Raw genomic sequence first — 24,553 nt, 5'->3', positions numbered from 1 at the left:
GGCCTCGCTTACCATTCGGCGATGGAGCCGTCGTCATGGGTCCACACCGGGTTGCGCCAGCGATGGCCCACCTTGGCGCGCTCCTCGACGAAGGCCTCGTCGATCTCCACGCCCAGCCCCGGGCCCCGGGGAATGGCGCAGAAGCCGTCCTCGATGCTGAGCGCCGTCTTGTCGACCAGGTAGTCGAGCACGTCGTTGTCCTTGTTGTAGTGGATGCCCATGCTCTGTTCCTGGATGAAGGCGTTGTGGCTGACCGCATCCACGTGCAGCGAGGTGGCGAGCGTCAGCGGGCCGAGCGGGCAGTGCGGGGCCATGGCCACGTCGTGGGCGGAGGCCAGGGCGGCGATCTTCAGGCCCTCGCTGATGCCGCCGCAGTGCGAGAGATCGGGCTGGACGATGTCGATCATGCCGTCGGCCAGCAGGTCGCGGAACTCGAAGCGGGTATGCAGGCGCTCGCCGGTGGCCAGCGGATAGCCGAGCCCGCCGGCAATGTGCTTGAGGCAAGGCAGGTGCTCGGGCGCCACCGGCTCCTCGACGAACATCGGGTGGAAGGGCTCCAGCTCGCGCAGCAGCGCCTTGGCCATGGGCCGGTGCACGCGGCCGTGGAAGTCGATGCCGATGCCGACGTCCGGGCCCACCGCCTCGCGGGCCTCGGCGACCCGCGCCACGGCCTCGTCGACCTTGCGATGGCTGTCGACGATCTGCAGCTCCGGGGTGCCGTTCATCTTGAAGGCGGTGAAACCCTGATCGACCAGCGCCCTGGCGCCCTCGCCCACGTCACTCGGCCGGTCGCCGCCGGTCCAGGCGTACATGCGCATCCTGTCGCGCACGGCGCCGCCCAGCAGCTGGTGCACGGGCACGCCCAGATCGCGGCCCTTGAGGTCCCACAGCGCCTGGTCGATGCCGGCAATGGCGCTCATCAGGATCGGCCCGCCGCGGTAGAAGCCGGCGCGATACAGGGTGTTCCACAGGTGCTCGATGCGGTGCGGGTCCTGGCCGATCAGATAGTCGGACAGCTCGTGGACCGCGGCCTCGACGGTGGCGGCACGGCCTTCGATGACCGGCTCACCCCAGCCGTAAACGCCCTCGTCGGTCTCGATCTTGAGAAACAGCCAGCGCGGCGGCACCTGCCAGGTCTTGAGTCGGGTGATCTTCATGGATGGCTCCTTTCTGAAAGCATGAACGGTCAAGCGTGAACGGCCGCCGCAGGGCGACCGCGGATAATCCGTCGACTCAGTCGGCGCGGGCGCCGGTCTCGGTGTCGACGCCCAGGTCGCGGGCGGTGCGGCCCAGCACCTCGCGGGCGGCCCGGGCGGCCCGCGGCCCGTCGCCGCCCTTGATCGCCTCCAGCACCGCGCCGTGACGCGCCAGGCTGTCGCCGAGGCCGTCGTCGCCGCGGGCAGGGCGCTGGGAGTGCTGCACCAGGGCCAGGATCGACGGCCGCAGCAGGTGGCCCATCTGGCGCCAGATCAGGTTGTGGCTGGCCTCGTAGATGGCCTCGTGGAAGGCCACGTCGTACTCCACGTGCCGGCCGGCCAGCGCCGAGGCATCGGCGGTGTCTTCCATGCCGCGGAAGGCCGCCTCGAGGCGGGCCAGATCGTCGGGGCCGGCGGCGCGGGCGGCCAGTTCCGCCACCACCGGCTCCGCGGAGTAGCGGAACGCCAGCAGCTCGCGCACCAGCTGCGGCTGGGGATGCGTCAGGCCGACCAGCCAGTCGCTCATCTGCGGATCGAGCAGATGCCAGTCGCCGACCTCACGCACCCGGGTGCCGCGCCCGGCGGTGCGCTCGAGCAGGCCCGCGGCGGTCAGGCTGGCCAGGGCGTTGCGCACCAGGTTGCGGCTGACGGCGCAGTGGGCGGCGATGTCCAGCTCCTTGGGGAAGGCGTCGCCGGGCTGCCAGCGCCCGCCGAGCAGCGCCCGAGCCAGCCGCCGGGCGAGGGCGTCGGCATCGCCCAGGTGGGGGCCCAGATCCTCGAGACTCATCGATGGTTCCTCACGGGGTCGCGGCGCCTCGGACGTCGCGGACGAAATGTCAGACATTTATGGCCACAGAGTCTAGCCGCTCCGGGGCCTCGCGTCATGCGCCTTTGGTCCAATGGTTACCTGCCGGCAGGGTTGCCATGCCCGCCACCAGCCACAACAATAGCCCCCTTCCGCTTCCTTCCAGGAGACCGCCCATGCGCTGGATCGCCGCTTCCGCCGCCGCCCTCGCCCTGTTCGCCCAGGGTGCGGTTGCCGACACTTTCCGCTTCACCGCCATTCCCGACGAGGACCAGTCGCGCCTGGTCGAGCGCTTCTCCCAGGTCGCCGACTACCTCGAGGAGCAGCTGGACGTCGAAGTGGAGTACGTGCCGGTGAAGTCCTACGGCGCGGCGGTCACCGCCTTCCGCAACGACCAGGTCCAGCTGGCCTGGTTCGGCGGTCTCTCCGGCGTCCAGGCGCGCCGCCTGGTGCCGGGCTCGCAGGCCATCGCCCAGGGCGCCGAGGACGCGGCCTTCGAGACCTACTTCATCGCCCACCGGTCGACGGGGCTGGAAGAAGGGGACGAGCTGCCCGACGCGATCGAGGACATGAGCTTCACCTTCGGCTCGCGGACCTCCACCTCGGGCCGCCTGATGCCCGAGCACTACCTGCGTCAGCGCTTCGGCGAGGCGCCGGACGAGCTGTTCTCGCGGGTCGGCTTCTCCGGCGATCACTCGCGCACCATCGCCCTGGTCGAGGCCGGCACCTACGAGCTGGGCGCGGTCAACTACGCGGTGTGGGACGCCGCGGTGGAGGATGGCCGCGTCGATACCGACCAGGTGCAGGTGATCTGGACCACGCCGAGCTACCCCGACTACCAGTGGACGCTGCGCGGCGACGCCGACGAGCGCTACGGCGAGGGCTTCTCCGACCGGGTCCGCGAGGCGCTGCTGGGGATGGACGACCCCGAGCTGCTCGACAGCTTCCCGCGTTCGGCCTTCATCCCCGCCGACAACACCATGTACGCGCCGATCGAGGACGTCGCGGAAGAGCTCGGCCTGCTGCGCTGATGGCGCCGACGGCAGACACGGGCGAGACACTGCTGACGCTCGACGGCGTCGATCTGGGCCACGGCGAGCGGGTGGTGCTGCCCCGAGTGCATCTGCGGCTGGCGCGCGGCGAGCGCGTCGCCCTGCTCGGTCCCAGCGGGGCCGGCAAGTCCACGCTGCTGGCGGCCCTGCGCACGCGGCTCGGCGGTGCGGTCGCCTGGTGTCCGCAGCACCACGGCCTGGTGCCGGGGCTGGCGGTCTATCACAACGTCTACATGGGCCGGCTCGCCGAGCATTCGGCGCTGGCCAACCTGTGGAACCTGGTGCGGCCGCTGCGCGCCCCCTGGGGCGAGGTGGCCGCGCTGTGCGAGCTGGTCGGCCTGGACGGGCTGATGCGCCGCCCCGTGGGGCAGCTGTCCGGCGGCCAGCGCCAGCGCACCGCCATCGCCCGGGCGCTCTACCAGCAGCGTGAGGTGTTCCTGGGCGACGAACCGGTGGCCAGCGTCGACCCCCACCAGGCCCACCGCCTGCTGGGACTGATCGAGCAACGCCACGCCACCAGCGTGATCGCCCTGCACCAGCGCGAGCTGGCGCTGACCCGCTTCGACCGCGTCTGGGGCCTGCGCGACGGCCGGCTGGTGATCGACGCCCCGGCGTCGACGCTGAGCCTGGCCGACCTCGACGCCCTCTATCCGGACGCCGACGGTACCGCCCCGTCCGGGGAGACCCCCGAACCCGCGGCGCCCTCGCCGGCGTCCCTGCCCTGCTCCCGGGGGCGTGCATGAGCGAGGCCACCCTGCCGCGTCGGCCGTCCTGGCTGGCCGGCCGCGCCACGGGCCCGCGCCTGGCCCGCCACACCCTGACGCTGATCGCCCTGGCGCTGCTGCTGCTGCCGCTGGCCGATCTGTCGGTGGTCACCCGCGACCCGTGGACGGAACTCGGGCGGATGCTCCAGGGCCTGGCCTGGCCGGACTTCGCCGGCATCGAGTCGCCCTTCCATGCCCTGGGGCTGACCGTCTCGGTGGCGCTATGGGGCACGCTCGCGGGCGTGGTGCTGGGCTTCCCGCTGGCGCTGCTGTTCGCCCGTTCGCGGCTGGTGCGTGCCGGCTGCGCCTTCGTGCGCGCCATCCACGAGCTGTTCTGGGCGCTGCTGTTCCTGCAGGTGTTCGGGCTCTCGGCGCTGACCGCCCTGGCGGCACTGGCGATTCCCTACGCCGGCATCTTCGCCAAGGTGTTCGCCGAGATCCTCGAACAGACCCCGCGCGCGCCGGCCGACGCCCTGCCGCCCGGCGTCGGGCGGCTGTCGCGCTTCCTCTACGCCGAGCTGCCGCTGGCCTGGACCCAGCTCGCCGCCTACACCCGCTACCGCTTCGAATGCGGCCTGCGCGCCAGCGTGCTGCTGGGCTTCGTCGGCCTGCCGACGCTCGGCTTCCAGCTCGAGACGGCCTTCCGCGAGGGCCGCTACCCGGAGGCCGGCGCCCTGCTGTGGTGCTTCTACCTGCTGATCGCCACCCTGCCCTGGTGGAGCCACCGGCGGCTGGTGCCGCTGCTGCTGGCCGGCGGCGTCTTCCTGCTCGGCCCCTGGCCGGCGGTGGACGGCGGACTGCTGTGGCGCTTCGTCAGCCAGGACCTGTGGCCGGCGCCGCTGCTGGCGGGCGACTGGGCGGGGCTGGCCGACTGGTTCGCGAGCATCCCCGAGCTCGGCCCGGCCATCGGCAACACCCTGCTGCTGGCGCTGCTCGGCACCGTCGGCGCGCTGCTGGTGGCGATGGCGCTGTGGCCGCTGGCCAGCCGCCACTTCGGCCATCCGGCGACCCGGCTGGCCGGCCGCGGACTGCTGGTGCTGCTGCGCTCGACGCCGGAGCTGATGCTGGCCTTCGTCTTCCTGCTGCTGCTCGGCCCCTCGCTGCTGCCCGCCTGGCTGGCCCTGGCGCTGCACAACGGCGCGCTGATCGCCTTCCTCGCCGCCCGCCACGCTGACGGCCTGGAGCCCGGCATGCCCGGGCTGCCCGCCTCCGGGCGGCTGGCCTACGAGCTGCTGCCGCGGGTCTACCCCAGCCTGCTGGCACTGCTCTACTACCGGGCCGAGGTGATCCTGCGCGAGACGGCGATCCTCGGCATGCTGGGGGTGGCAACGCTCGGTTACTACATCGACGAGAACTTCCAGTACCTGATGTTCGACACGGCGGCCTTCCTGCTACTGGTCACCGCCGGGCTCAACATCGCCGTGGATGCGCTCTCGCGCCGGCTTCGCCCCCGAGAGGTGCCGCTCGAGGACCCCTGCCTGCGCTAGCCGCTCCGAAAAGTGTCTGCGCTCGGTAATACGGCGTTAAAAATCTTCTCGGAATGCTCATTTACGGCCCGTAAACTCCGCTTCCTCGCTGATTTTTGCCTTGTCTTACCTTCGCTCGCCGACTTTTCGGTCATCGATGGATCGGGCACACAGGCCACTACCCAACGCAAAAGGCCGACGCATTCGCGTCGGCCTTTTACCGTTTCATGGCCGCTCGCTCAGGAAGCGGCTGCTCGAACGCCGGCTCAGGCGTCCTTCACCAGCGCGGTGACCGTGATCTCCACGCGCAGCTCATCGGCCGGCATCGGCGCACAGACGCAGGTCCGCGCCGGGGCGTGCCCCTCGGGCACCCAGGCGTCCCAGACGGCATTCATGGCCGCGAAGTCGCCGCCGTCCTTGAGGTAGACGGTGGCGGTCAGCAGGTGCTCGCGGTCGGAGCCGATCTCGGCCAGCAGGCCATCGACGCGGGCCAGCATGCTCTCGGTCTGCGCGGTGATGTCGCCCTGGCGGGCCTCGGGGCCGGCCACCTGGCCGCACAGGTAGGCCACGCCGTTGTGGATCACGGCTCGGCTCATGCGGGCCTTGGTGTCATGGCGCTGGAGGGTCATGGCATCGCTCCTGAAATCGAGGAATAAAGAGGCCCATGATCTTACCGCAGTGCAAGGCCGAGCGACCCGTCACGCCTACCAAAGTTTTCCTCATATGCAGCGATATCAACCAACTTTATAAACTAAAGCAGAAATATCATCCAGATGAATGATGAGGCATTCATGCTTCCTCTGCCTTCGGCGGCATGACCATCGTCGTGCGATTGTCGCGCTGTAAGTCTTTCCCCATTGCCACGACAGAGCAGGGCGTATCAGGCGAATCGCCACGAGGCGCACCCGACGACCCAGAAGGAGAGATCCCATGAAGCGTTCCACCATGCTGGCTGCCGTGTTCACCACCGCCATCGCCCAGGCGGGCGCCATGAGCGCCGCCCAGGCCCAGGACGACGAAGCCATGGAGAAGTGCTACGGCGTGGCCCTGGCCGGCCAGAACGACTGCAAGGCGGGCCCGGGCACCACCTGCGCCGGCACCTCCACCGTGGACTACCAGGGCAACGCCTGGACGCTGGTGCCGGAAGGCACCTGCACCAGCATCGAAACGCCCCACGGCAACGGCAGCCTGAGCGAGATCGAGCGTCCCTGAGTTCAGGCCCGACCGGAAGCCCTCCCGGCCCGCCGCGTGGCGGGTCGGCCCCAGAGGAGATCGCCATGTCGCTGCCCCTGTCCCGCTCGCTTTCCCCCGGTGCCGTGGGCATCGGCCTCAAGCCTCAGCATGTCGAGGCACTGCTCGCCGCGCCCCGGCCGGCGGACTTCCTGGAACTGCACGCCGAGAACCACATGAGCGCCGGCGGCCCCGAGCGCGAGCGGCTTCATGCGCTGGCCGAGCGCTATCCGCTCTCGGTGCACGGGGTGGGGCTGTCGCTGGGCGGCGCCGAGCGCCCCGATGCGGCCCATCTGAAAAGGCTCGCCGGGCTGGTGCACAGGCTCCAGCCGGCGCTGGTCTCGGAGCACCTGGCCTGGAGCCGGCTCGACGGCGACTGCTACAACGACCTGCTGCCGGTGCCGCTCACCGAGGAGAGCCTGACGCTGCTCGCCCGCAATATCGACATCGTCCAGCAGGCGCTGGGGCGCCGGCTGCTGATCGAGAATCCCAGCCTCTACGTGACGATCCCGATCAACACGCTCGACGAGGCCGACTTCCTGACCGAGCTGGTGGCCCGCACCGGCTGCGGGCTGCTGCTGGATCTCAACAACGCCTATATCAGCGCGTTCAACCTGCACCGCGACCTCGACGCCTACCTGGCCGCCCTGCCCTGGCAGGCCGTGGGCGAGATGCACCTGGCCGGTCACAGCCTGGATACCGCCGTCGACCCGCCGCTGCGCATCGACGATCACGGCGGCCCGGTCACCGAGTCCGTCTGGTCGCTGTACCACCGCTGGGCCCCCGCCGCTGCCGAGGCGCCGACGTTGATCGAGTGGGACGCCAAGGTGCCGACGCTGGAGCGCTGGCTCGAGGAGGCCGAGCGGGCCCGCGCCCAGCGCGCCGAGGCGCTGACAGCAACGGCGCCGACGAGGAGGATGCCGGCATGAGCGCCCTGGCCGAGTGGCAGCGACGCTTCGCCGCCGCCCTGCGTGCCCCCGACGCCGCTCCTGCCAACGACAGGGCCGACCAGCTGGGCCGGCCCGCCGGACTCGACGTCTATCGCAACAACGTCCTCCAGAGCCTGATCGAGGCGCTGGCCACCGCCTATCCCCATACCCGGACGCTGCTCGGCCCGCGCTACTTCGCCGCCGCGGCCGGCGACTACGCCCGCGATCACCTGCCCCGGGAGCCACGGCTGGCACGCTACGGCGCCGGCTTCGCCGACTTCCTGGACGACCTGCCGCCGCTGGCCGGCCATCGCTACGCGAGCGACGTCTGCCGGCTGGAGCGCGCCCGGCTCGACGTCGGCCATGCCGCCGAGGCGCCAGCCCTGGACGCCACCCGGCTGGCCGAGCATCCCGACCCGGCACGCCTGTGCGTGACGCCGCGGCCGGCCACGCGGCGAGTGCGCTGTCGCTTCGCGGTGGGTGCGCTGTGGCAGCGGCTGGAGCAGGACGAGGCGACGGACGACCCCGTCGTCGCCGGGGAGGAGGACTGGCTGGCGGTGCGCCGCGGCGAGCGCGTGCTGCTGACGCCCGTCGACGCCGTCACCGCCACGCTGTATCGCAGGCTTCGGGAGCATCGGGACACGGTCCTGGGCGACGCGCTGGCGGCGGTCGCCGAGGCCCGCGGCGAGACGGCGGCCGGCGAGGCGCTGGGCACCCTGCTCGGCCTCGGCGCGCTGTGCGAGCGCCATGAGGCGCCCGATGATGACGAGCCGCACGAGGAGGCCGGCCCATGAACGTGCTGATATCACCGCTCAGACTCTACTATCGACGCCTGGAGCCGGCCCTCGATCGACTGCCCGTCGATCTCGTGGCCCTGCTGGCGCGCATCGTGCTCGGCAGCGTCTTCTTCCGCTCGGCGCTGACCAAGGTCGACGGCTTCACCATCAGCCAGAGCACCTTCTTCCTGTTCGAGCACGAGTACGCCCTGCCGCTGATCTCGCCGGTGCTCGCCGCCTGGCTGGCGACGCTGGCCGAGTTCGGGCTGTCGCTGCTGCTGTGGGCGGGCCTGGCGACCCGCCTGGCCGCCCTGGGCCTGCTGCTCATGACCCTGGTGATCCAGACCTTCGTCTATCCCGATGCCTGGGTCACCCACGGCCTCTGGGCCACGGGGCTGCTGACCCTGCTGCTGCGCGGCCCCGGCGCACTGTCGCTGGATCGCCTGTTAAGCCGTCTGCTGGGCTGTCAGGTATCGGCGGCCTGACGCAGCACGCCCTGGGCCAGGCACCAGCCGCCGACCAGCAGCGCCAGCATGCCGGCCAGCACCAGCGGGAAGGACGCCCCCAGATCCAGCGCCACGCCGAGCACCGCCGGGGCGATGCCGGTGGAGAAGACCATGGCCGCGCTCAGCGTGGCCCGTACCCGCCCCAGATGTTCGGCGCCCCACAGCCGCACCAGCAGGCTGGTGGCGATGGATTCCTGAGCCCCCATGGCGAGCCCGCCGCCGACCATCAGCGCCCAGATCGCGAGGTGGCCGCCCAGGGTGAGCGCCAGCGCCAGGCCCAGCGCGAAGGGCAGCAGGTAGAGCCTGGCCAGTCGCACCGCGCCCAGCCGATCCACCCAGTGCCCGCCGAGCAGCGCGCCGGGCAGCTTGGCGAGCCCCATGCCGGTCAGCGCCAGGGAATAGATCGCCAGCGAGCTGCCCATCGACGAGGTCAGCTGCGCCTGATAGATGAACAGCCCGGTCATGGCCACCGGCAGGGTCATCAGCAGCGGCAGCAGGCGCCAGAAGCGTGCATCGCGAAACGGCCTCGGCCCCTGCGCCGCCGCGGCCCTGTCGGGGCGTGCGCCGGGCGCCTCGGGCCAGGGAGCCCGCACCAGCACGAGTATCCACAGCGCCGCCAGCACCGCGGCCAGCGCCCACCACAGCTCGTGCCAGCCGAGCCACACCAGCAGCCCCGCCACCAGCGGCGGCAGCAGGGTCTCGCCGAGCATCAGCCCCATGCCGGCGAGCCCCAGGGCCCGGCCACGCAGCCCCTCGAACTCGCGCCCGGCCAGGGTGTTGCCGAGATGGCTCATCATGCCCTGGCCGCACAGGCGCACCAGCCCCAGGCCAAGCAGCCCCAGCGGCCACCAGGGCGAGGCGGTCAGCAGCAGGATGCCGACGCCCAGCGCCGCCAGGATGGCCAGCGCGAAGCGGCGCGGCGCCACCCAGTCGATGCTCGGCCCCAGGCGCAGCATGGCGAAGCCGGCGGCCAGGGTGACCAGCGAATAGGCGGTGCCGAATTCCCCGGCGGAGAAGCCCAGCCGTTCGGCGATGGGCGCCTGGAACAGGCCGACGAAGAAGCTCTGCCCCAGGCTCGACGAGAACATCGCCAGGAAGGCGATGCCGAGCAGCCCCCGATGGTCCCTCAAGAGGGTGCGATAGCTCATGCGTGACTCCTTGTCGCGATGACACGAAAAGGCCCCGCCATGGCGGGGCCCTGAAGCGCGATGACGCGGCTCAGCGCAGCAGCAGCACCGGCACGCTGGCGTGGCGCAGCATGGCGGTGGTGGTGCTGCCCACCAGCAGGTGGCGGATGCGGGAATGGCCGTAGGCCCCCATCACCACCAGGTCGATGTCGTGCTCTTCCTTGTAGGCGCGCAGGGTCTCCTCGACCTCGCCGGCGCGGATCGCGCCCTCGGCCTCGTGGCCGGCCTCGCGCAGGGTGGCGAGCGCCCAGTCGAGCTGGGAGCGGTTGTCGCCGGTCTCGGCGCCGACGATCACCACGTGGCAGGCGATGCCGGCGAACAGCGGGCTCCTGGCCAGCAGCTCGACGCCCTTGCGGGTGGTGTTACTGCCGTCGAAGGCGATCATCACCTTCTCGGGGCGCTTGAAGGCCGGGGGCACCACCAGGATCGGGCGATGCTGGCCGCGCACCACTCGCTCGAGGTTGGAGCCCAGGTGCTCGCTGTCCTGGTGGGCGCTGCTGCCGCGCTTGCCCACCACCAGCAGGCGGATCTCGTCTTCCAGCTCGGCGAGGGTCTCGACCAAGGTGCCGTTGCGCTGGCGGCTGCCGGGCGCCTCGACGCCGTCCTCGACGGCCCGCTCCTGGGCCGCCTTGAGCATCAGCCGGCCCTGCTCCTGGGCCACCTTGGCGCGCTGCTCGTCAAGCTGCGAGAGCTCCTCGAGCAGGTGCTCGCGGGAGCCCAGCCCGATGTTGCCGGAGAGATCCGCCTCGGCGGTCTGGGGGTGGTTGTCGACCACGTGCAGGAAGGTCAGCGGCGCCTCGAGCGCCAGACTGGCCCAGGCGGCGTAGTCGCAGACGCCCTCGGAAAACTGCGAGCCGTCGATGGCGGCCATCACCTGTTCTGTCATCTGTCTGTCCTGAAGCCGGCGTGTGTCGTTGTCGCTGCCCTGAGTTCTACCCCATCGGCGGCGACCTGCATAGGGCCGGGCGCTGCCTGACGCCCGGCAAGCGGGCTCAGCGCTTCGGCGCGTCGAAGTCCTGAGGCTCGTCGGTGTAGACGCAGACGTTGGCGTCCGCCACGTCGCCATCCTCGGCCTCGACCTGGGTGGCGAAGAAGTGCTGGATCTCGCGGCGGTTGCAGTGCGCCTCGAAGGCCTCGCGGCTGGCCCAGATCTCGTGGAACACGATCGGGTAGCTGGTGCCCGGGGCGTTGGGGTGATCGACGTGACGCGTCACCGTGTACTGGAGGCAGCCGTCCTCGCGATGGGCGTTGGGCTCCAGCGCCTGCAGCGCGGCGAACACCGCCGCCTCGCGGCCGGGCTTGGGCTGGAACTGGGCGATGCAGTAGACCTTCTGTGACATGTCGTCATTCCTTGTCATGGTGGGGCGGGCCGGCGGTCGCGCCGGCCCGTGCGGCCGAATGCCTGACGCGACTCAGTGGCCGCCCATCAGCTTCTCGACGGCTTCCGGGTCGTCGTGGATGGCGTAGCGATCGACGATGGTGGCGCTGGCCTCGTTGAGGCCGACCAGCTCGACCTCGGTGCCCTCGCGGCGGAACTTGATCACCACCCGATCCAGCGCCTGCACGGCGGTGATGTCCCAGAAGTGTGCCCGGGACAGGTCGATGGTGACCTTCTCGACGCTCTCCTTGAAGTCGAAGGCGCGGCCGAAGCGCTCGGAGGAGGCGAAGAACACCTGGCCCACCACCCGATAGACCCGGTGACGCCCCGCCTCGGCCTCCTCGACGCCGATGTAGAGGATGTTGCCGACCTTGTTGGCGAAGAACAGCGCCGCCAGCAGCACGCCGACGAACACGCCCATGGCCAGGTTGTGGGTGCCCACGGTGACCGCCACGGTGGCCAGCATCACCAGGTTGGAGGACATCGGGTGCTGCTTGAGGTCGCGGATCGAGGTCCAGCTGAAGGTGCCGATGGAGACCATGATCATCACCGCCACCAGCGCCGCCATGGGAATCTGCGACACCCAGTCGGCGAGGAACACCACCATGATCAGCAGCATCACGCCGGCGAACAGGGTGGAAAGACGACCGCGGCCGCCGGATTTGATGTTGATCACCGACTGCCCGATCATCGCGCAGCCCGCCATGCCGCCGAGCAGACCGGTACCGATGTTGGCGATGCCCTGGCCCTTGCACTCGCGGTTCTTGTCGCTCTCGGTGTCGGTCAGGTCATCGACAATGGTGGCGGTCATCATCGACTCCAGCAGGCCCACCACGGTGAGCATGATGGCGTAGGGGAAGATGATCGACAGGGTCTCGAGGTTGAGCGGCACGTCCGGCCACAGGAACACCGGCAGGGTGTCGGGCAGCTCGCCCATGTCGCCCACGGTGCGGATGTCGAGGCCCATGACCATGGCCACGCCGGTCAGTACCAGGATGCACACCAGCGGCGACGGCAGCGTCTTGCCGATCACCGGCAGGTAGGGGAAGAGATAGATGATGCCCAGGCCCGCCGCGGTCATGGCATAAACGTGCCAGGTGACGTTGGTCAGCTCCGGCAGCTGCGCCATGAAGATCAGGATCGCCAGGGCGTTGACGAAGCCCGTCACCACCGAGCGCGAGACGAAGCGCATCAGGTCGGCCAGGCGCAGGTAGCCGGCGACGATCTGCAGCGCGCCGGTGAGCAGGGTCGCGGCCAGCAGGTACTCGAGCCCGTGCTCCTTGACCAGCGTGACCATCAGCAGCGCCATGGCGCCGGTGGCCGCCGAGATCATGCCCGGCCGGCCGCCGGCGAAGGCGATGATCACCGCCATGGAGAAGGAAGCGTAGAGGCCGATCTTGGGATCGACGCCGGCGATGATCGAGAAGGCGATGGCCTCGGGAATCAGCGCCAGGGCGACGACGATGCCCGACAGGAGATCGCCCTTGATGTTGGAGAACCAGTCTTGCTTGAGGGATCGAGTCATGCTGCGGTCCAGTCGAGGGTGGAGGTGGATGCCATGAAGGCGTCAGGGTCGTGTCGTGCGCAGCCCTTCCCGGCCTCGCGAGGAGACCGATGCCGTGGCGCCGGTCATGCGCCGAGGCACATGGAACGCATCGTGGCGCTGCGGGAAAGAGGCTGACGGTGCAAGGCGGGCGCGGGGCGCCCAGGACATCGAGACGATGCCCGGCCGTGATGACATCGTGACGACGTCATCGCGGCCCGAATTCGGGAGGGAAATGCTAGGGCGGCGTGGCCAGCCCGGAACGAGAGGGCATCACGGTATGTCGGTTCCCTTGCGTTGGATCGACGAGACAACGGGCAGATCCGGCTACCCCGTCAGGAGCGCGGGAGTCTACCAGACACGCCGGATCGCTGCATCCGGCGAGACCCGAGGATCGACGAGGGGCACCGGGGACAGGATGGCGGTTCATGCCACCTGCCATCACGGATTTCCCTTGTCGTTGTCGTTGCCGCCGGCGCCGGTCATCGACTTGAAGGCCTCCACCAGGTCGATGGGCAGCGGCACCACGATGGTGGAGGCGTTCTTGTTGCTCATGTCGCTCATGGTCTGCAGGTAGCGAAGCTGCAGCGACGTCGGGTTGCCGGACATGACGTTGGCGGCCTCGAGCAGCTTCTGCGAGGCCTGCAGCTCGCCCTCGGCGTGGATCACCTTGGCGCGCCGCTCACGCTCCGCCTCGGCCTGGCGGGCGATGGCACGGATCATGCTGTCGTCCAGGTCGACGTGCTTGATCTCCACGTTGGCCACCTTGATGCCCCAGCTCTCCGCCGAGGCGTCGATGATCTCCTGGATGTCGTCGTTGAGCCGGTCGCGCTCGGAGAGCATCTCGTCCAGGTCGTGCTTGCCGAGCACCGAACGCAGCGTGGTCTGGGCCAGCTGGCTGGTGGCGCTGACGAAGTGCTCGACCTGGATGATCGCCTTCTCCGGGTCGACCACCCGGAAGTAGAGCACCGCGTTGACCTTCACCGTGACGTTGTCCTGTGAGATCACGTCCTGCTCGGGCACGTCCATGGTGATCACCCGCAGGTCGACCACTTCCATCTTCTGGATGCCCGGGATGATGATGAACAGGCCCGGGCCCTTCACCGCCTGGAAGCGCCCCAGGAAGAACACCACGCCACGCTTGTACTCCGGCAGGATGCGGATCGAGGCCGCGATCAGCATCAGCAGCAGGACCAGCGGCACGAGATAGGAAATCAGCATGTCGGTTCTCCTTGGGTAGTGATCGAGAGAGGGGGCGGTCGATATGTGGCCGTCAGGACGATGCCTCGCGGGGCACCACCTCGACGGTGAGGCCGTCGATGGCGATCACCCGCACCGTCTGTCCGCGGCGCAGCGCCTGCTCGCTGCGGGCGTTCCAGCGTTCGCCGTGCAGGCGCACGTGACCCTCGCCCTGGAAGTCTTCCAGCGCCTCGGCCTCGAGGCCCACCAGCTCCTCCTGCCCGGTGCGCGGGGGGCGCCGGCGCAGGCCCAGGAAGCGGGTCAGCACCCACAGCATCAGGCCCGCCGCCACCAGGGCGATGCCGCCGATCAAGGGCAGCGAGATATTCAGGGTGTCCGCATCCATCAGCATCACCGATCCGATCACGAAGGCCACGATGCCACCGATGCCCAGGATGCCGAAGCTGGGCATCAGCGCCTCGCCGACGATCAGCCCCAGCCCCACCAGGATCAGCGCCAGGCCGGCATAGTTAACGGGTAGCACCTGGAAGGCGAACAGCGCCAGCAGCAGGCAGATGATGCCGATGGTCCCCGGCACCAGGCTGCCGGGATTGGAGAGCTCGAAGATCAGGCCGTAGAAGCCGATGATCATCAGGAAGTAGGCCACATTGGGGTTGGTGATCACCTCCAGCAGCCGGGTGCGCCAGTCGGGATCGAAACGCTCCACGGCGAGGTCGGCGGTCCGAAGCGTGATGCTGCCGTCCTCCATCACCACCTCGCGGCCGTCGATCTGGGCCAGGAGGTCGTCGAGGTCCGTGGCCAGCACGTCAATGACGTTCCGCTCCAGCGCCTCCCGGGCGGTGAGATTGACCGCCTCGCGCACCGCGTCCTCGGCCCAGTCGGCGTTGCGGCCGTGGCGCTCGGCCAGCGAGCGGATATAGGCCACCGCATCCTCCAGCACCTTGCGCTCCATGGCGGTCTCGCCGCGGCGCTTGGGCACGGCCTCCTCATCGCCCGCCGCCGTGTCGTCGTCCGCCGCCGTGTCGTCGTCCGCCGCCGTGTCGTCGCCCGCCCCGGCCGAGGCCTCGACGGCGTCGTCGCCTTGGGACGACGACGCCGTCGCGGCGGCCGACTTCGCCTTGCCGCCGGACGTGGACTCCGCATCCTGCGCATCGGCGTCGTCCGGCGCTTCCGGCTCGCCGATGCCGGGCAGCCCGCCCCCGCCGCCGATCTGCACCGGCGTGGCCGAGCCGAGATGGGTGGCCGGCGCCATGGCCGCCACATGACTGGCGTAGAGCAGGTAGGTGCCGGCACTGGCCGCCCGGGCGCCGCCGGGCGAGACGTAGAACGCGACCGGAATCTCCGAGGACAGCATCGCCGAGATCATGTCGCGCATGGAGGCGTCGAGGCCCCCGGGCGTGTCCAGCCGCACCACCACCAGCCGCGCCTCGCGCTCGGCGGCGATATCCAGGCCGCGCACGAAGTAGTCACCGGTGGCGGGGCCGATGGCGCCGTCGAGCGTCATCACCAGCGCCGTGCCCCGCTGCGGCTGCGCCGCGGCGTGCCAGGCGGCGAGCCCGCCCAGCAGCAGGCAGGCCAGGCTGAACCAGAGCAGCACGCGATGCAGCAGGGACGATCGGGACATCATGGCCACCTCGCCTCGATCTCGAAATGAGGGCTGCCCATATCATTAGGGCCTGCCGATCAGTGTAGTCGTCGCATCCGACGAGGACCCAGCGTTTACCATCGCCCCGAGAGGGCAACGCCCTCGCCGCGCTATGCTGGAGACGCCGTAAGGAACACGGCGCGGCCACGACACAACCGAAGCCGCTTCACGCCACTCTCATCGTTTCTTTCCATCGCCAAGGACGCCCCGATGCCCGCACGACGCTCGCCGACACGCTCGCTCCCTTTCCTGCCGCTGCTGCTGGGCGCGGCCCTGTCGCTCGCCGCCGAGCTGACCGCACCCCAGGTCAGCGCCCAGGACGCGCCGGCGACCGAAGCCTGGGCCGACGTCGAGGCCGAGGCCCATGGCCAGACCGTGTACTGGAACGCCTGGGGCGGCGACGCCACCATCAATCGCTACATCGACTGGGTCGCCGAGCGGATGGACGAGCGCTTCGACATGGAGGTGGTGCACGTCAAGCTCGATGACGCCGCCGCCGCGGTGTCGCGGGTGATCGCCGAGAAGTCGGCCGGCAACGTCGACGACGGCGCCATCGACCTGGTGTGGATCAACGGCGAGAACTTCGCCGCCATGAAGCGCCACGAGCTGCTGTTCGGGCCCTTCGCCTCGCGCCTGCCGAACTTCGCGCTGACCGCCCCGGCGGCCAACCCCGAGGTCGTCACCGACTTCACCCTGCCCACCGAGGGGTATGAGTCGCCCTGGGGCAAGGCCCAGCTGACCTTCTACGTCGATGCCGAGCGCGTCCAGGCGCCGCCCGGCAGCATGGCCGCGCTGCTCGACTGGGCCCGCGCCCATCCCGGGCGCTTCACCTACCCGCTGGTGCCGGACTTCCTCGGCACCACCTTCCTCAAGCAGGCGCTGATCGCGCTGACCGAGGACCCGAGCGTGCTGGCCGAGCCGACCTCGGCCCACGACGTGGCCACGGTGACCGCCCCGCTGTGGGACTTTCTCGACGCCCTGCACCCGCACCTGTGGCGCGAGGGCCGCGACTTTCCCAGCGGCGGCCCCGAACTCAAGCGGCTGATGGGCGACGGCGAACTGTCGCTGGCCTTCACCTTCAACCCGTCCGAGCCGGCCGCCGCGATGGCCGCCCATCGGCTGCCGCCGAGCACCCGCAGCTACGTGCTCGACGGCGGCACCCTCGGCAACGTGCACTTCGTGGCGATCCCCTTCAACGCCGCCCACAAGGCCGGGGCCATGGTGCTGGCCAACTTCCTGCTCTCGCCCGAGGCCCAGGCCCGCAAGCAGGACATCGCGGTCTGGGGCGATCCCACGGTGCTCGACATGGACGCCCTCACGCCCGAGCAGCGCGCGGCCTTCGACGTCGACGACGCCTCTCCCGCCCGGCTGCCGCCCGAGGCGCTGGGCCGCCTGCTGCCCGAACCGCACCCCAGCTGGACAGAGGCCCTGGAGGCCGGCTGGCAGGCGCGCTATGGCGATGGCTGAGCCGGCAGACGCCGCCCGGATCTCGCGCTGGGGCCGGGGGCGATGACACCGTTCGAGAGGGCGATCCGCCCCTTCCCGGGCCTGACCCTGGCGCTGCTGAGCCTGCCGGTGGCGGCGGGGCTCGTCGGTGTGGTGGCGCCGGCCTTCGGCTGGCTGCCGGCGCTGGGCGGCGAGACCCTGACGCTCTCACCCTGGCGCGCCCTCCTGCAGACCCCGGGCCTGGCCGACATGCTGCGCCTGAGCCTGGTCACCGGGCTCGCCAGCAGCCTGATCGCGCTCGCCATCGTGACGCTGTTTCTCGGCGCCTTCCTCGGCACCCGCCCCTTCCGCTGGGTGCAGCGACTGCTGGCGCCGCTTCTGGCGGTGCCCCACGCCGCCGCGGCCATCGGCCTGGCCTTCCTGCTCGCCCCCTCGGGGCTCGCCAGCCGGCTGGTCTCGCCCTGGGCGAGCGGCTGGCAGCAGCCGCCGGACTACCTGTTTCCCGGCGACCCGGCAGGGCTAGCGCTGATCGCCGGGCTGGTGCTCAAGGAGGTGCCCTTCCTGCTGCTGATGAGCCTCGCCGCCCTGCCCCTGTGCCGCGCCGAGGAGCGCTTGCACGTCGCGCGATCGCTGGGCTACCGGCGCCTCAACGCCTTCCTGCGCGCGGTGCTGCCGGGGCTCTATCCGCTGATCCGCCTGCCGCTCTATGCGGTGATCGCCTTCGCCGGCTCGACCGTGGACGTGGCGATCATCCTCGGCCCCTCGACGCCGCCGACGCTGGCCGTGGCGGTGGTGCGCTGGCTGAACGATCCCGACCTGGCGCTGCGCTTCCAGGCCTCGGCCGCGGCCCTGCTGCAGCTCGGTGTCACCGCCCTGTCGCTGCTGGCCTGGTGGCTGGCCGAGCGGCTGGTGGCGAGGCTCGCCGCCGGCTGGCTGATCGGCGGCACACGCGCCCGCGGCGAGCGGCTCGGGCGCGCGCTGGCCGCCGGGGCCACCGCGCTCTCGATCCTGCTGCTGGGCGCGAGCCTCATGGGCCTGGCGCTGTGGTCGCTGGCCGCCTGGTGGCCCTTCCCCGCCGCCTGGCCCTCGCCGATGACGCTCGACGCCTGGCACCAGGGACTCGCGTCCGGCAGCGCACCGCTCGCCCACACCGCGAGCCTGGGGCTCGCCTCGACCCTGCTGGCGCTGACGCTAGTGCTCGGCTGCCTGGAGGCCGAGACCCTGCGTCGCCGACCGCTGGCGCCGGGGACGAAGCTGATCCTCTACCTGCCGCTGCTGGTGCCGCCGGTGGCCTTCCTCTACGGCCTGGTGCAGTGGCAGGCCCAGCTGGGCCTGGCCGCCGGCTGGCTGGCGGCGGCGCTGGGTCACGCGCTGTTCGTGCTGCCCTACGTCTTCCTCACGCTTGCCGAGAGCTATCGCCGGCTGGATCCCCGCTGGGGCCAGGTCGCCGCCGCGCTCGGCGCCTCGAGGGCACGCGTGTTCTGGCGCGTGCGGCTGCCGCTGCTGGCCGCGCCGATCGCCGTGGCCGCCGCGGTGGGCTTCGCCGTCAGCGTCGGGCAGTACCTGCCGACCCTGCTGCTCGGCGGCGGCCGGCTGGCGACCCTGACCACCGAGGCGGTGAGCCTGGCCAGCGGCGGCGACCGCCGCCTGACCGCGGTCTTCGCACTGGGCCAGCTGGCGCTGCCGGCACTGGGCTTCGTCCTGGCCGCCGGCCTGCCGCGGTGGCTGTTTCGCCACCGGGTCACGCCCCACTCACCCACCACTGCTTCGACATGAGCGATGCCATGCCCGCGCCGAGCCCGCTGATCCTCGACGACGTCGTCATCACCCGCCACGGCCGCCCGCTGGTGGCCGTGGACGCCCGCATCGCCCCCGGCGAGGTGCTGACCCTGATGGGCCCCTCGGGCGTCGGCAAGTCGACCCTGCTGGCCCAGGTCGCCGGCTTCCTGGCCCCGGCCTTCGCGGCCACCGGGCGGGTCCGGCTGGGCAACGACGACCTGACGGACGCGCCGCCGGAGCGGCGCCGGCTGGGGCTGCTGTTCCAGGACCCGCTGCTGTTCCCCCACCTGAGCGTGGGCGGCAACCTGGCCTTCGGCCTGCCTGCCGGCGGCAAGCGGGCCGAACGCCGCCGGCGGGTGGACGAGGCGCTGACCGATATCGGACTGTCCGGCTTCGCCGAGCGCGCCCCGGAGACACTCTCCGGCGGCCAGCGCGCCCGGGTGGCGCTGATGCGGGTGCTGCTGGCCGAGCCCCGGGCGATGCTGCTCGACGAGCCGTTCTCGCGGCTCGACGCGGCGCTCCGCGACGAGATGCGCCGGCTGGTGTTCGGCCGCGTTCGCGCGCGGGGCCTGCCGACCCTGATGGTGACCCACGACCGGGAAGACGCCGAGGCGGCCGGCGGACGCGTGATCGAGCTCACGGCCCGGGGCACTAGGCTGGAGACATGGCGAGCGAACGCCACGGACGACGAGGAGACGACGTGATCGAGCCTTCCGATAGCCCACGCCCCGACGCGGATCGCCGGCGCCGCCTGGCCGCGGTGCGTCCGCGACTGGTGTCCTTCGCGCTGATGCACCTGCGCGACCGCACCCAGGCCGAGGACGCCGTCCAGGAGGCGCTGGCCGCGGCGCTGGAGAAGGACGACAGCTTCGGCGAGCGATCCGGCTACGAGACCTGGGTGTTCGGCATCCTCAAGCACAAGATCCTCGATGCCATGCGCGTCCAGAAGCGCCAGGGGCGCTGGACGCCACTGGAGGACGACGACACCGACGACGCCATCGACCGCCAGTTCCACCGCGACGGGCACTGGAACCCCGAGGCCCGGCCGCGCGGCTGGGGCGAGCCGGAGGCGGCCTTCGAGAGCGAGCATTTCTGGCGGGTCTTCGACGCCTGCATGATCGGCCTGCCCGACAACCTGGCCCGGGTGTTCTCGCTGCGCGAGCTGATGGGGCTGTCCACCGACGACATCTGCCAGACGGTGGGCATCAAGGAAAACAACTGCTGGGTGATGCTGCACCGCGCCCGCCTGCGCCTGCGGGCCTGCATCGAGCGCGGCTGGCTTGAGGAGGATACCCCATGATGAAGTGCAAACAGGCCACGCGCCTGATGTCGCTCAAGCAGGACCGGCCGCTCACCCTGGGCGAGCGGCTGTCGCTGCGCCTGCATCTGACGATGTGCGGCGCCTGCCGAGCCTGCGAGCGCCAGTTCTCGCTGCTGCACCGGGTCGGCGAACGCTACCGGCCCGACGACGAGGACGAGCCCTCGCCTCGCGGCTGAGCGCCGACGTCACGACGCAGGCACCAGATAGTCGGCCAGCGCCTCCAGGTCGGCCACGGTGACGTCGGGCTCGATGCCCCAGGGGTCGAACGGCGCCTCCGGATTGCGCCGCACCCAGGCCGCATGGAGGCCTGAGTGGCGCGCGCCGATCACGTCGAAGGGGTTGCTGGAGACCAGCCAGGTGTCGGCCGCATCGGCCTCCAGGCGCTGGCGCAGGTGGAAGTAGACCGCCGGATCGGGCTTGAAGCGTTTCACCTCGTCGACGCTGACGATCTCCTCGAAGCGGTCGCGCAATCCGGCGCCGGAAAGCAGTCGGGTCACTGCCTCCTGACTGCCGTTGGAGAAGGCCACGCAGCTGGCGCCGGCCTCGGCCAGTCGCGTCAGCGCCGCCCCGGCCTCGGGAAAGGCCGGCAGCCGGCCATAGCTGCCCATCAGGTGATCCTTGTCGGCCTCGGAGAGCCGGGTCTGGAGCGCGCGGTCGGTGTACTCCAGCGCCTCGCGGGTGCAGCGGGCGAAATCCACGTAGGCGCCCATCAGCCCGCGGCGGAAGCTGTACTCGAGCTGCTTGTCGCGCCAGCGGCGCGAGAACTCGGCCGCCCGCGACGGCTCGTCGAGACGTTCCTCCAGTTCGGTGACCACCCCGTGGGTGTCGATCAGGGTGCCATAGACATCGAAGGCCAGTAGCGTCGCCATGGGCGTCTTCCTCCACACGATAAACCTTCTCAAGACTGGGCCAGCATCGGGCCGGGCACAAGGAGACGAAGGGCGAGTGCGAGTGCGAGTGCGGCGCCCGGAACCAGAAACGCCGCGGGCGAGGCCGCGGCGTTCATGGAGGGCGAGCGCGATCAGGCGGTCTGCAGCACGCCTTCGCGGGTCAGCTCGTCGGTGACCCTGTTCACCGCGCGCTCGGTGCGGGCGATGATCTCGTCGACCTCGTCGCGGGTGGCGACCAGCGGCGGGGCGAAGCCGAGGATGTCGCCCTGCGGCATGGCGCGGGCGATCAGGTTCTCCTCCATGGCGGCGGCGGCGATGCGCGGCGCGACCTTGAGCGACGGATCGAAGTGGGCGCGCTTCTCCGGGTCGGCGGAGAACTCCAGCGAGGCCAGCATGCCGACGCCGCGCGCCTGGCCGACGATCGGGTGATCGCCGAAGGTGGCGGCCATGCGCTCCTGCAGGTAGGCGCCGGTCTCGGCGGCGTTGGCGGTCAGGCCTTCGCGCTCGATGATCGCCAGGTTGGCCAGGCCGGCGGCACAGCCCAGGGCGTGGCCGGAGTAGGTCCAGCCGTGGCCGATCGGGCCATATTCGCCGGTGCCCTGCTCGAGCACCTGCCACACGCGGTCGCCGACGATCACGGCGGAGAGCGGCTGGTAGGCGCTGGTCAGGCCCTTGGCGGTGGTCATCAGGTCCGGCTTGATGCCGTAGTGGTGGCTGCCGAAGTCGGCGCCGATGCGCCCGAAGCCGCACACCACCTCGTCGGCGATCAGCAGCACGTCGTACTTGCTGAGCACGGCCTGGATCTCGTCCCAGTAGCCTTCCGGCGGCGGCACGATGCCACCGGTGCCGAGTACCGGCTCGCCGATGAAGGCGGCCACGGTGTCCGGGCCCTCGGCCAGGATCATTTCCTCGAGTTTGGCGGCGCAATGCTTGGAGAACTCGCGCTCGGTCATGCCTTCCTGCTCGGCGGCGCGATGATAGTAGTACGGCGCCTCGGTGTGCAGGATGCCGTCCACCGGCAGGTCGAACTGGTCGTGGAAGGCTTTGAGGCCGGTCAGCGAGCCGGTGGCGATGCCGGAGCCGTGGTAGCCGCGCATGCGCGAGATGACCTTCTTCTTCTGCGGACGGCCGAGCACGTTGTTGTAGTAGCGCACGATCTTGAGCTGGGTCTCGTTGGCGTCACTGCCGGACATGCCGTAGTAGACCTTGGACATGCCGGGGCCGGCCAGCTCGAGGATCTTCTCGGACAGGGCGATCTGCGGCTCGTTCGAGTGCCCCACATAGGTGTGGTAGTAGGACATCTCGAGGGCCTGCTGGTAGATGGCCTCGGCCACCTCGGTGCGGCCGTAGCCGATGTTGACGCAGTACAGGCCGGCGAAGCCGTCGATGAACTCGCGGCCGTCCTTGTCGACGATGTGGATGCCCTTGCCACCGGTGATCACGCGGCCCGGCGCGTCGCCGTGGGCGAAGTCGCGCAGGTGGGTGGAGGCGTGGAAGGTCACCTTGCGGTCGCGGTCGATCAGATCCTGATGGGTGGTCATGCGTGTCTCCAGTAAGGCTCCCCGACTCCGGCGGGGAGGATATTCGTCGTTCGTTATGTCCGGACCGGCCACCGCCGGTCTTTTCTCGATACTCGAGAGCTCTGCGAGCGACGACCAGACAAGGCGGATCCTGGAGAGAACAGCGGAGTTTACGTTCTGTAAATGAGCATGTTCGATCGGACTCGCGCCCGAGACAGGATCCAACGCCGTATGGTCGAGCGCAGCAAGCTCCCGGATAAAGCTAGCTCCCGGAAACGGAGCCCAGCGCCCCCAGGCAGTAGTACTTCGTCTCCAGGTACTCGTCGATGCCGGTCACGCCGCCCTCGCGGCCCAGCCCCGACTGCTTGACGCCGCCGAAGGGCACCGGCGGGCCGGTCATCTTCACCGAGTTGACCGCGACCATGCCATACTCCAGCGCCCGCAGCAGCTTCCAGATGCGCCGGATGTCGTGGGTGTAGACGTAGGCGGCGAGGCCGTACTCGGTATCGTTGGCCATCTCGATGGCCTCGTCGTCGTCGCGGTAGGCGGTGATGCCCGCCACCGGGGCGAAGTTCTCCTCGCACCAGACCTTCATCTGCGGCGTCACCCCTGTCAGCAGGGTCGGCATGAAGAAGTTCTCGCCCGGCGCCTGATTCTGGTCGCCGGCCACCAGGGTGGCGCCGCGGGAGACGGCGTCGTCGACGATGGAGGCGGCCTTCTCCACCGCCTGACGATGGATCAGCGGGCCCAGGTCGACCTCGCCGTCCAGGCCGTTGCCCACGCTCAACGCCGCCATGCGCTCGGCGAACTGCTCGACGAAGGCGTCGTGGATCGACTCGTGCACCAGGATGCGGTTGGCCGCCAGGCAGTCCTGACCGGCGGTCTGGAACTTGGCCGCCACCGCGGCATAGGCCGCTTCCTTGGGGTCCATGTCCGGGCCGACGATGAAGGGCGCGTTGCCGCCGAGCTCCAGCGACACCCGCTTCACGGTATGGGCGCACTGCTCGATCAGCAGCCGGCCGACCCGGGTGGAGCCGGTGAACGACAGCGCCTTGATGCGATCCTCATCGCACAGCAGCTTCGAGACCTCGGCGGCGTCGCCCAGCACCACGTTGAAGATGCCGGCCGGGATGCCGGCGCGCTCGGCCAGTTCGGCCAGCGCCAGCGCCGAGAACGGCGTCTCGTGGGCCGGCTTGACGATCACCGGGCAACCGGCGGCCATGGCAGCGGCGGCCTTGCGGGTGATCATCGCCAGCGGGAAGTTCCAGGGCGTGATCAGCGCGGCGATGCCCACCGGCTCCTTGAGCGTGCCGAGGGCGGCGTTGGGAATATGGCTGGGGATGGTCTCGCCGAAGGTGCGCTTGCCCTCCTCGGCGAACCAGCGCACGAAGCTGGCGCCGTACTCGACCTCGCCGCGGGCATCCGGCAGCGGCTTGCCCTGCTCGCGGGTCATGATCAGCGCCAGGTCCTCGCGATGGGCCTGCAGCAGGTCGTACCAGGCCAGCAGACGCTCGCAGCGCTCGTCGGCGCGCAGTGCCCGCCAGTGCACGTAGGCCGCCTCGGCGGCGTCCACGGCGGCGGTGATCTGCGCCGCCTCGAGCAGCGGGATATGGCCCAGCACCTCGCCGGTGGCCGGATCGACGACCGCGTCCTCGCGGCCCTCGTCGCCGTGGGTCCACTTGCCGTCGACATAGGCGTACTGCCGGAACAGGCGCGGGTCGTCGAGCATGTTGGACAGCGTCATAAGCACCTCCCCTGAAACGCCGCCGCGAGAGAGGCGCGACGGCGATGACATGACATCCGCGGCGGTTGCCGCGTGATGGTGTCAGGGTAAGGCAGATGGGCGGGCGGGAGTTTTTGAAGTCAGGCGCCGGAGACGTGACGTTTTTTCGTTCCGGCGCCAAAGAGTTGCGTTTTTTT

The 24,553-nt window shown here is 70.4% G+C and carries 24 protein-coding genes; 12 read left to right on the top strand and 12 right to left on the bottom strand.

The features are described from left to right. Positions 1 to 8: 8 nt before the first annotated feature. Together dgoD and CVH10_RS10615 are read right to left on the bottom strand one after the other, a co-directional pair. A complete protein-coding gene (dgoD, locus tag CVH10_RS10620; RefSeq protein WP_106488657.1) occupies positions 9 to 1,157 on the bottom strand; it encodes a galactonate dehydratase in 1,149 nt (382 codons plus the stop codon). A 76-nt stretch (positions 1,158 to 1,233) separates the two neighbouring features. Next, positions 1,234 to 1,983: a FadR/GntR family transcriptional regulator gene (locus CVH10_RS10615; protein WP_106488656.1), complete on the bottom strand. Its 750-nt coding sequence runs from the start codon at positions 1,981 to 1,983 to the stop codon at positions 1,234 to 1,236. Positions 1,984 to 2,177: 194 nt separating this feature from the next. Here CVH10_RS10615 and CVH10_RS10610 point away from each other — a divergent pair, with 194 nt between their 5' ends. The 3 genes from CVH10_RS10610 to CVH10_RS10600 are packed head-to-tail and all read left to right on the top strand — an operon-like array spanning position 2,178 to position 5,304. Continuing rightward, positions 2,178 to 3,032 carry a putative selenate ABC transporter substrate-binding protein gene (locus CVH10_RS10610; protein ID WP_106488655.1) on the top strand — a complete coding sequence of 285 codons (855 nt, stop codon included), beginning with the start codon at positions 2,178 to 2,180 and terminating at the stop codon, positions 3,030 to 3,032. After that, positions 3,032 to 3,796: an ATP-binding cassette domain-containing protein gene (locus CVH10_RS10605; protein ID WP_106488654.1), complete on the top strand. Its 765-nt coding sequence runs from the start codon at positions 3,032 to 3,034 to the stop codon at positions 3,794 to 3,796. The genes CVH10_RS10610 and CVH10_RS10605 overlap by 1 nt, the downstream gene beginning before the upstream one ends. Further along, positions 3,793 to 5,304, top strand: coding sequence for an ABC transporter permease (locus CVH10_RS10600; protein ID WP_181244387.1), 1,512 nt, complete (start codon positions 3,793 to 3,795; stop codon positions 5,302 to 5,304). Before CVH10_RS10605 ends, CVH10_RS10600 begins: the two co-directional genes overlap by 4 nt. 245 nt (positions 5,305 to 5,549) lie before the next feature. Here CVH10_RS10600 and CVH10_RS10595 read toward each other — a convergent pair whose 3' ends face one another. Beyond that, entirely contained in the window at positions 5,550 to 5,912 is a 363-nt protein-coding gene (locus tag CVH10_RS10595; RefSeq protein WP_035596551.1) for a RidA family protein, read from the bottom strand. A gap of 301 nt (positions 5,913 to 6,213) precedes the next feature. Here CVH10_RS10595 and CVH10_RS10590 point away from each other — a divergent pair, with 301 nt between their 5' ends. The 4 genes from CVH10_RS10590 to CVH10_RS10575 all read left to right on the top strand — a co-directional run bounded on the left by CVH10_RS10590 (position 6,214) and on the right by CVH10_RS10575 (position 8,703). Then, positions 6,214 to 6,495 (top strand): DUF2282 domain-containing protein, encoded by a 282-nt coding sequence (locus tag CVH10_RS10590; protein ID WP_035596548.1) that lies wholly within the window; start codon positions 6,214 to 6,216, stop codon positions 6,493 to 6,495. Positions 6,496 to 6,560: 65 nt separating this feature from the next. Next, on the top strand, positions 6,561 to 7,442 hold the full coding sequence (locus CVH10_RS10585; RefSeq protein WP_106488653.1) for a DUF692 domain-containing protein: 882 nt from the start codon (positions 6,561 to 6,563) through the stop codon (positions 7,440 to 7,442). After that, entirely contained in the window at positions 7,439 to 8,236 is a 798-nt protein-coding gene (locus CVH10_RS10580; RefSeq protein ID WP_106488652.1) for a DNA-binding domain-containing protein, read from the top strand. The genes CVH10_RS10585 and CVH10_RS10580 overlap by 4 nt, the downstream gene beginning before the upstream one ends. Beyond that, a complete protein-coding gene (locus CVH10_RS10575) occupies positions 8,233 to 8,703 on the top strand; it encodes a DoxX family protein (RefSeq protein WP_106488651.1) in 471 nt (156 codons plus the stop codon). The genes CVH10_RS10580 and CVH10_RS10575 overlap by 4 nt, the downstream gene beginning before the upstream one ends. Here CVH10_RS10575 and CVH10_RS10570 read toward each other — a convergent pair. From CVH10_RS10570 to CVH10_RS10545, 6 genes are all read right to left on the bottom strand, one after another. After that, on the bottom strand, positions 8,685 to 9,872 hold the full coding sequence (locus CVH10_RS10570; protein WP_035596539.1) for an MFS transporter: 1,188 nt from the start codon (positions 9,870 to 9,872) through the stop codon (positions 8,685 to 8,687). The genes CVH10_RS10575 and CVH10_RS10570 overlap by 19 nt on opposite strands. Before the next feature lie 70 nt (positions 9,873 to 9,942). Then, complete coding sequence (locus tag CVH10_RS10565) at positions 9,943 to 10,797, bottom strand: universal stress protein (RefSeq protein WP_106488650.1); 855 nt, start codon at positions 10,795 to 10,797, stop codon at positions 9,943 to 9,945. 106 nt (positions 10,798 to 10,903) lie between these two features. Next, on the bottom strand, positions 10,904 to 11,251 hold the full coding sequence (locus tag CVH10_RS10560; RefSeq protein WP_035596534.1) for a putative quinol monooxygenase: 348 nt from the start codon (positions 11,249 to 11,251) through the stop codon (positions 10,904 to 10,906). Positions 11,252 to 11,323: 72 nt separating this feature from the next. Beyond that, entirely contained in the window at positions 11,324 to 12,814 is a 1,491-nt protein-coding gene (locus CVH10_RS10555; RefSeq protein WP_035596529.1) for a SulP family inorganic anion transporter, read from the bottom strand. A gap of 459 nt (positions 12,815 to 13,273) precedes the next feature. Next, complete coding sequence (locus tag CVH10_RS10550) at positions 13,274 to 14,053, bottom strand: slipin family protein (RefSeq protein WP_106488649.1); 780 nt, start codon at positions 14,051 to 14,053, stop codon at positions 13,274 to 13,276. Between the two features lie 52 nt (positions 14,054 to 14,105). Next, positions 14,106 to 15,659 carry a nodulation protein NfeD gene (locus CVH10_RS10545; protein WP_106488648.1) on the bottom strand — a complete coding sequence of 518 codons (1,554 nt, stop codon included), beginning with the start codon at positions 15,657 to 15,659 and terminating at the stop codon, positions 14,106 to 14,108. A gap of 228 nt (positions 15,660 to 15,887) precedes the next feature. On the opposite strand from CVH10_RS10545, the gene CVH10_RS10540 reads away from it, so the two are divergent. From CVH10_RS10540 to CVH10_RS10520, 5 genes are read left to right on the top strand one after another with little or no spacing between them, the layout of a single operon-like run. Next, positions 15,888 to 17,144, top strand: a complete 1,257-nt coding sequence (locus tag CVH10_RS10540; RefSeq protein ID WP_106488647.1) for an ABC transporter substrate-binding protein — start codon at positions 15,888 to 15,890, stop codon at positions 17,142 to 17,144. Between the two features lie 42 nt (positions 17,145 to 17,186). Continuing rightward, positions 17,187 to 18,899: an ABC transporter permease gene (locus CVH10_RS10535; protein ID WP_106488646.1), complete on the top strand. Its 1,713-nt coding sequence runs from the start codon at positions 17,187 to 17,189 to the stop codon at positions 18,897 to 18,899. 8 nt (positions 18,900 to 18,907) lie between these two features. Beyond that, positions 18,908 to 19,606, top strand: a complete 699-nt coding sequence (locus tag CVH10_RS10530; RefSeq protein WP_106488645.1) for an ATP-binding cassette domain-containing protein — start codon at positions 18,908 to 18,910, stop codon at positions 19,604 to 19,606. Further along, positions 19,603 to 20,202, top strand: coding sequence for a sigma-70 family RNA polymerase sigma factor (locus CVH10_RS10525; protein ID WP_035594798.1), 600 nt, complete (start codon positions 19,603 to 19,605; stop codon positions 20,200 to 20,202). Before CVH10_RS10530 ends, CVH10_RS10525 begins: the two co-directional genes overlap by 4 nt. Continuing rightward, positions 20,199 to 20,399 carry a zf-HC2 domain-containing protein gene (locus CVH10_RS10520; RefSeq protein WP_035594800.1) on the top strand — a complete coding sequence of 67 codons (201 nt, stop codon included), beginning with the start codon at positions 20,199 to 20,201 and terminating at the stop codon, positions 20,397 to 20,399. The genes CVH10_RS10525 and CVH10_RS10520 overlap by 4 nt, the downstream gene beginning before the upstream one ends. 9 nt (positions 20,400 to 20,408) lie before the next feature. On the opposite strand, the gene CVH10_RS10515 is transcribed toward CVH10_RS10520, so the two are convergent. From CVH10_RS10515 to CVH10_RS10505, 3 genes are all read right to left on the bottom strand, one after another. Next, complete coding sequence (locus CVH10_RS10515; protein ID WP_106488644.1) at positions 20,409 to 21,092, bottom strand: haloacid dehalogenase type II; 684 nt, start codon at positions 21,090 to 21,092, stop codon at positions 20,409 to 20,411. A gap of 152 nt (positions 21,093 to 21,244) precedes the next feature. Continuing rightward, complete coding sequence (locus CVH10_RS10510) at positions 21,245 to 22,654, bottom strand: aminotransferase (RefSeq protein ID WP_106488643.1); 1,410 nt, start codon at positions 22,652 to 22,654, stop codon at positions 21,245 to 21,247. A gap of 241 nt (positions 22,655 to 22,895) precedes the next feature. Then, complete coding sequence (locus CVH10_RS10505; RefSeq protein WP_106488642.1) at positions 22,896 to 24,377, bottom strand: NAD-dependent succinate-semialdehyde dehydrogenase; 1,482 nt, start codon at positions 24,375 to 24,377, stop codon at positions 22,896 to 22,898. Positions 24,378 to 24,553: the final 176 nt, after the last annotated feature.

Origin of the sequence: Halomonas sp. ND22Bw (assembly GCF_003011945.1) — a bacterium.
Taxonomy (GTDB): Bacteria; Pseudomonadota; Gammaproteobacteria; order Pseudomonadales; family Halomonadaceae; genus Halomonas; species Halomonas halophila.
Note: the sequence above shows the minus strand (reverse complement) of the source record. Positions and strands in the feature narration are given on the sequence as shown.

What these genes read in the sequence shown, in the direction of transcription:
- CVH10_RS10520 (WP_035594800.1), top strand. Translation starts at nt 20,199, where the DNA reads ATGATGAAGTGCAAACAGGCCACGCGCCTGATGTCGCTCAAGCAGGAC.
- CVH10_RS10575 (WP_106488651.1), top strand. Translation starts at nt 8,233, where the DNA reads ATGAACGTGCTGATATCACCGCTCAGACTCTACTATCGACGCCTGGAG.
- CVH10_RS10530 (WP_106488645.1), top strand. Translation starts at nt 18,908, where the DNA reads ATGCCCGCGCCGAGCCCGCTGATCCTCGACGACGTCGTCATCACCCGC.
- CVH10_RS10555 (WP_035596529.1), bottom strand. Translation starts at nt 12,814, where the DNA reads ATGACTCGATCCCTCAAGCAAGACTGGTTCTCCAACATCAAGGGCGAT.
- CVH10_RS10590 (WP_035596548.1), top strand. Translation starts at nt 6,214, where the DNA reads ATGAAGCGTTCCACCATGCTGGCTGCCGTGTTCACCACCGCCATCGCC.
- CVH10_RS10510 (WP_106488643.1), bottom strand. Translation starts at nt 22,654, where the DNA reads ATGACCACCCATCAGGATCTGATCGACCGCGACCGCAAGGTGACCTTC.
- CVH10_RS10610 (WP_106488655.1), top strand. Translation starts at nt 2,178, where the DNA reads ATGCGCTGGATCGCCGCTTCCGCCGCCGCCCTCGCCCTGTTCGCCCAG.
- CVH10_RS10565 (WP_106488650.1), bottom strand. Translation starts at nt 10,797, where the DNA reads ATGACAGAACAGGTGATGGCCGCCATCGACGGCTCGCAGTTTTCCGAG.
- CVH10_RS10505 (WP_106488642.1), bottom strand. Translation starts at nt 24,377, where the DNA reads ATGACGCTGTCCAACATGCTCGACGACCCGCGCCTGTTCCGGCAGTAC.
- CVH10_RS10515 (WP_106488644.1), bottom strand. Translation starts at nt 21,092, where the DNA reads ATGGCGACGCTACTGGCCTTCGATGTCTATGGCACCCTGATCGACACC.
- CVH10_RS10535 (WP_106488646.1), top strand. Translation starts at nt 17,187, where the DNA reads ATGACACCGTTCGAGAGGGCGATCCGCCCCTTCCCGGGCCTGACCCTG.
- dgoD (WP_106488657.1), bottom strand. Translation starts at nt 1,157, where the DNA reads ATGAAGATCACCCGACTCAAGACCTGGCAGGTGCCGCCGCGCTGGCTG.
- CVH10_RS10595 (WP_035596551.1), bottom strand. Translation starts at nt 5,912, where the DNA reads ATGACCCTCCAGCGCCATGACACCAAGGCCCGCATGAGCCGAGCCGTG.
- CVH10_RS10560 (WP_035596534.1), bottom strand. Translation starts at nt 11,251, where the DNA reads ATGTCACAGAAGGTCTACTGCATCGCCCAGTTCCAGCCCAAGCCCGGC.
- CVH10_RS10580 (WP_106488652.1), top strand. Translation starts at nt 7,439, where the DNA reads ATGAGCGCCCTGGCCGAGTGGCAGCGACGCTTCGCCGCCGCCCTGCGT.
- CVH10_RS10600 (WP_181244387.1), top strand. Translation starts at nt 3,793, where the DNA reads ATGAGCGAGGCCACCCTGCCGCGTCGGCCGTCCTGGCTGGCCGGCCGC.
- CVH10_RS10585 (WP_106488653.1), top strand. Translation starts at nt 6,561, where the DNA reads ATGTCGCTGCCCCTGTCCCGCTCGCTTTCCCCCGGTGCCGTGGGCATC.
- CVH10_RS10540 (WP_106488647.1), top strand. Translation starts at nt 15,888, where the DNA reads ATGCCCGCACGACGCTCGCCGACACGCTCGCTCCCTTTCCTGCCGCTG.
- CVH10_RS10605 (WP_106488654.1), top strand. Translation starts at nt 3,032, where the DNA reads ATGGCGCCGACGGCAGACACGGGCGAGACACTGCTGACGCTCGACGGC.
- CVH10_RS10615 (WP_106488656.1), bottom strand. Translation starts at nt 1,983, where the DNA reads ATGAGTCTCGAGGATCTGGGCCCCCACCTGGGCGATGCCGACGCCCTC.
- CVH10_RS10550 (WP_106488649.1), bottom strand. Translation starts at nt 14,053, where the DNA reads ATGCTGATTTCCTATCTCGTGCCGCTGGTCCTGCTGCTGATGCTGATC.
- CVH10_RS10545 (WP_106488648.1), bottom strand. Translation starts at nt 15,659, where the DNA reads ATGATGTCCCGATCGTCCCTGCTGCATCGCGTGCTGCTCTGGTTCAGC.
- CVH10_RS10570 (WP_035596539.1), bottom strand. Translation starts at nt 9,872, where the DNA reads ATGAGCTATCGCACCCTCTTGAGGGACCATCGGGGGCTGCTCGGCATC.